Here is a 4533-nt window from a genome sequence, read left to right on the forward strand (position 1 = left end):
GAAATGCTTTGGTTAAAACAAAACATTATCGACTACATGGAAGATGACGGTTTTACAAGATTAGATTTGGCTTTTGATTTTGAAGACGATTTGAGCGATTATTATGCGATGACTGATAAAGCAGTTAAGAAAACTATTTTTTATGGTCGTAACGGTAAACCAGAAACAAAATATTTTGGTGTTCGTGACAGTGATAGATTTATTAGAATTTATAATAAAAAACAAGAACGTAAGGATAATGCAGACATTGAAGTTATGTCTGAACACTTATGGCGTGTAGAAATTGAATTAAAAAGAGATATGGTTGATTATTGGAACGATTGTTTTAATGATTTACATATTTTGAAACCAGATTGGTCTAGTTTAGAAAAAGTAAAAGAGCAAGCAATGATTTATTTGTTACTGAATGAAGAAGGCACATGGGGAAAACTTGAAAGGCATGCTAAATATAAATACAAGCAATTAATTAAAGAAATATCTCCAATTGATTTAACTGAATTAATGAAATCGACTTTAAAAGCTAACGAAAAACAATTGCAAAAGCAGATTGATTTTTGGCAACGTGAATTTAGATTTTGGAAATAATATTTAAAGATGAGAGGAGTCAATAATGGAGGAACCAAATAAGCAAATTGATAATGTTTTAATAGAATTGAAACGATTGTTTTCAAAAGATTTATTAGGAGTCTATTTATATGGTTCTTATGTTAAAGGGGGTTTAAAAAAAGATAGTGATGTTGATTTTCTAGTGATAATAAATAGAGATATGACTAAAGAAGAAAAAAGAATATTAATTTCGAAAATTATGCCTATCTCTAAAGAAATTGGTGAAGATACAAGTTTAAAATATATAGAATTAACTGTGCTTAATTATCATGAAAATGAAAATTGGTCTTATCCACCTATTGAAGAGTTTATCTATGGGGAATGGCTTAGAGGAGATTATTTAAATTATTTTATTCCAGAAAAGAATAATAACATTGATTTAACAATATTATTATATCAAGCCAAGCTTTCTTCAATATCAATTTATGGCGAAAATAATATTAATAACTTAATTCCTGATGTTCCATTTATTGATTTACAAAAAGCTATAAAGGAAAGTTCTAAAGAATTGATAAAAGATTTTTATGGTGATGAAACAAATGTTATTTTAACCCTTTGTCGTATGATCGTAACTTATGAAACAGGTAAGTTTTATTCAAAAGATTTAGCTGGCAGTATGATAATAGAAAATTTAGCAATTGAAGAAAATAATTTAATAAGTTTAGCTATTTCTAGTTATAAAAATGGTAATAGCGTTGATTGGGAACTTTTTCCTGTTAAGAGTGTCATTAAAAAACTTTATGCTTATTTGAATTATAAATTATGATAATAGCTTTTGTAATATTTACAATATCCAGTATTCCTTAAATTTTGAAAAAGAAAGTAAGTAGTTGAATATGTTGTTTTAGTTTTGATCTTTATGTTTAACAACCACTATTTTTGGTTGCTGATGTTTTGATTTTGAATTTGGTTTTGAACTTATGGACTGATTTATTCAGTCCATTTTTTGTGCAGGCACAAAAACATGTTTTAGCCTCGCAGAGCATACGGTTTAACGACTTATTATAAAATAAGTCTAGTATGTTAGACTTAAAGTATTAAATACACGAAAACCCTTTGTGCAGAGGAGGAATTTTTATATGTCATATTCGATTGTTAGAGTTTCAAAAGTTAAATCTGGAACAAATACAACAGGTATTCAAAAACATGTTCAAAGAGAAAATAATAACTATGAAAACGAAGATATAGATCATAGTAAAACATATTTAAATTATGATTTAGTAAACGATAATAAACAAAACTTTAATAACTTGATTGAGGAAAAAATAGAGCAGAATTATACAAATAAAAGAAAAATTAGAACAGACGCAGTTAAACATATTGATGGGTTAATTACATCAGACAATGAATTTTTTAATAATCAAACATCAGAAGATACAAAGCGTTTTTTTGAACAAGCTAAACAGTTTTTAGAACAAGAATACGGTAAAGATAATTTATTATATGCAACGGTGCATATGGACGAGAAAACACCACATATGCATTATGGAGTTGTTCCGATTACTGATGACGGTCGTTTAAGTGCTAAAGAGGTTGTAGGTAATAAAAAAGCCTTAACGGAATTTCAAGATAGATTTAATGAGTATGTTAAACAACGAGGATATGACTTAGAGCGTGGTCAATCAAGACAAGTTACGAATGCGAAACATGAGCAAATGAGCCAGTATAAACAAAAAACAGAATACCATAAGCAAGAATATGAACGTGAGAGCCAAAAAACAGACCATATAAAGCAAAAGAACGATAAATTGATACAAGAGTACCAAAAATCGTTAAATACGCTTAAAAAGCCTATAAATGTTCCATATGAGCAAGAAACTGAAAAAGTAGGTGGTTTATTTAGCAAAGAAATACAAGAAACTGGAAATGTTGTAATAAGCCAAGAAGATTTCAATGAATTTCAGAAACAGATAAAAGCTGCTCAAGATATTTCGGAAGATTATCAATTTGTTAAAAGTGGTCAAGTATTGAAAAATGCTGAACAAAAATATAGAGATTTAGATGATGAATTGACGGAATCAAAAATAGAAAATGAAAATTTAGTTAATGAGTTTAATGATTTAGCACAACGTTATAACCAATTGTTAGATGAAAATCAGAAGAAAGATAAAGAATTGAGTGATTCATTCAGACTATTTCAGAGTGTATTTAAAATAATTAAAAATGTTGTGAAAGAAGATGTTTATCATAGATTGATAGATCATATTGATAATCGATTAGAGAGTCCGAAAATGAGAGAAGTTATGACAGTAGATAACAATGATGATTTATTCTTTAAGAAAAAACATAAAGTACAAGAGCCAGAAATTATTTTTGAAAATGATAGAGATGACGGTTTCACATTATAGAAAGTATAAGCTAGTAGATCGTTGATTTTAACGACCTACTAGCTTATGCAACTTTAAGGGATTTGAATGATAATTTTATTTGATAATGCCGTTATAAATAAGTCCTTTGTTTGTGCTTATAACTTTTAATCTGTCTGTATTTTTTATATATATGCTCTTGAATTTTACATTTCCTTTGTTATTTTTGAAAAGAATAATGCGTTTGTAAGAGTTATCTGTGACTGTTTGTGTTTTATAATTATTTACATCAAAATGTTTATTAAGTATTGGGTATTCACTCAGATTTTTCACTTCTTGATTATGTGAGTAATTTTGTTGATGCGAGTGATTATTTGAGATTGCTTGAGTTTCACTTTTACCTGTTATGTTTATGCATGTTAAAAATAATGAAATAGATAATAATAGTGTTAATTTTTTCATATTTCGACTCTCCTTTTTGTATTAATAATTTATATATTCTTTATATAAATTAACATATATTGCAATAAAAACGAATTATAGGTGAACTTTTAAACCCTATCTAGATAATAGGTTAAATGGGCTAATTCCTTCTTTACTCACTTTAATATAACAAGAACACGCATTTATGCCGAGAAAACTTATTGGTTGGAATAATGAAATGTGATAGCTAACTTGTTAGCGAGTTGGTGGGACTTGAATTGGGATTAATCCCAAGAAAGTACCAACTTAACATCACATGGAATTGTTGGTTCCGACCAATAAGGAAATTGGAATAAAGCAACGAAAGGAGTTGAGTAAAATGAGTGAGAAAACGAAGAAAATCATTCGAGTATCATTAGCTTTTTCACAAGTAGTAGTGCAATCATTGATAGTTTATTATACTTACCAGCAATATAAATTATCTAAAGAGAATTAAGTTTTGATTATGTAATAAGTTTTGGTACTAAAAAAGACTTGATCTAATTAGACCAAGTCTTTTGATAGTGTTATATTAATAACAAAATAAAAAGAAGTCGCTCACTCCCTCGCCAAAGTTTGTGATAGCGACTTACCTTAAAGAAAAACAGTTGATGTTTTTGTTCTTAATTTGTATATCTAGATATTAAACGATATTAGTTTATTCTTCAAGATATATATTCGGGTGAGCGACTTCTTAAATTAAATTAAGGAGTCGATTTTTTATGAGTAAAAATAATTATACAAATCATTCAAATCACTTAGAAAATCACGATTCAGACAATTTTTCTAAAACCGGCTACTCTAATAGCCGGTTAAGTGGTAATTTTTTTACCACCCCTCAACCAGAATTAAGTTTTGATGCTATGACAATCGTTGGGAATTTGAACAAAGCCAATGCTAAAAAGCTGTCTGATTTTATGAGTATTGAGCCACAAATAAGACTTTGGGATATACTTCAAACAAAGTTTAAAGCTAAAGCACTTAACGAAAAAGTTTATATCGAATATGATAAAGTAAAAGCAGATGCGTGGGATAGACGTAATATGCGTGTTGAATTTAATCCTAATAAACTCACACATGAAGAAATGCTTTGGTTAAAACAAAACATTATCGACTACATGGAAGATGACGGTTTTACAAGATTAGATTTGGCTTTTGA

The 4533-nt window shown here is 28.3% G+C and carries 4 protein-coding genes and 1 pseudogene; 4 read left to right on the forward strand and 1 reads right to left on the reverse strand.

Going from position 1 to position 4533, the window contains the following annotated elements:
- The 3 genes from J5E45_RS14230 to mobV form a co-directional block, all read left to right on the forward strand.
- The coding region (locus J5E45_RS14230) for a replication initiation factor domain-containing protein (RefSeq protein WP_208182379.1) at window positions 1–585 on the forward strand (585 nt) is incomplete at its 5' end.
- A 25-nt stretch (window positions 586–610) separates the two neighbouring features.
- Complete coding sequence (gene ant(9) / locus J5E45_RS14235; protein ID WP_208182380.1) at window positions 611–1372, forward strand: aminoglycoside nucleotidyltransferase ANT(9); 762 nt, start codon at window positions 611–613, stop codon at window positions 1370–1372.
- A 313-nt stretch (window positions 1373–1685) separates the two neighbouring features.
- Window positions 1686–2954 (forward strand): MobV family relaxase, encoded by a 1269-nt coding sequence (mobV, locus tag J5E45_RS14240; protein ID WP_208182383.1) that lies wholly within the window; start codon window positions 1686–1688, stop codon window positions 2952–2954.
- A 75-nt stretch (window positions 2955–3029) separates the two neighbouring features.
- Here mobV and J5E45_RS14245 read toward each other — a convergent pair whose 3' ends face one another.
- On the reverse strand, window positions 3030–3374 hold the full coding sequence (locus J5E45_RS14245) for a hypothetical protein (RefSeq protein WP_208182384.1): 345 nt from the start codon (window positions 3372–3374) through the stop codon (window positions 3030–3032).
- Window positions 3375–4096: 722 nt separating this feature from the next.
- Here J5E45_RS14245 and J5E45_RS14250 point away from each other — a divergent pair.
- Window positions 4097–4533 (forward strand): annotated as a pseudogene (locus J5E45_RS14250) (replication initiation factor domain-containing protein); the annotation flags it as partial.

Source organism: Staphylococcus shinii, from assembly GCF_017583065.1.
GTDB lineage: Bacteria > Bacillota > Bacilli > Staphylococcales > Staphylococcaceae > Staphylococcus > Staphylococcus shinii.

Coding starts and splice junctions, on each gene's coding strand:
- mobV (WP_208182383.1), top strand. CDS start 1,686: ATGTCATATTCGATTGTTAGAGTTTCAAAAGTTAAATCTGGAACAAAT.
- J5E45_RS14245 (WP_208182384.1), bottom strand. CDS start 3,374: ATGAAAAAATTAACACTATTATTATCTATTTCATTATTTTTAACATGC.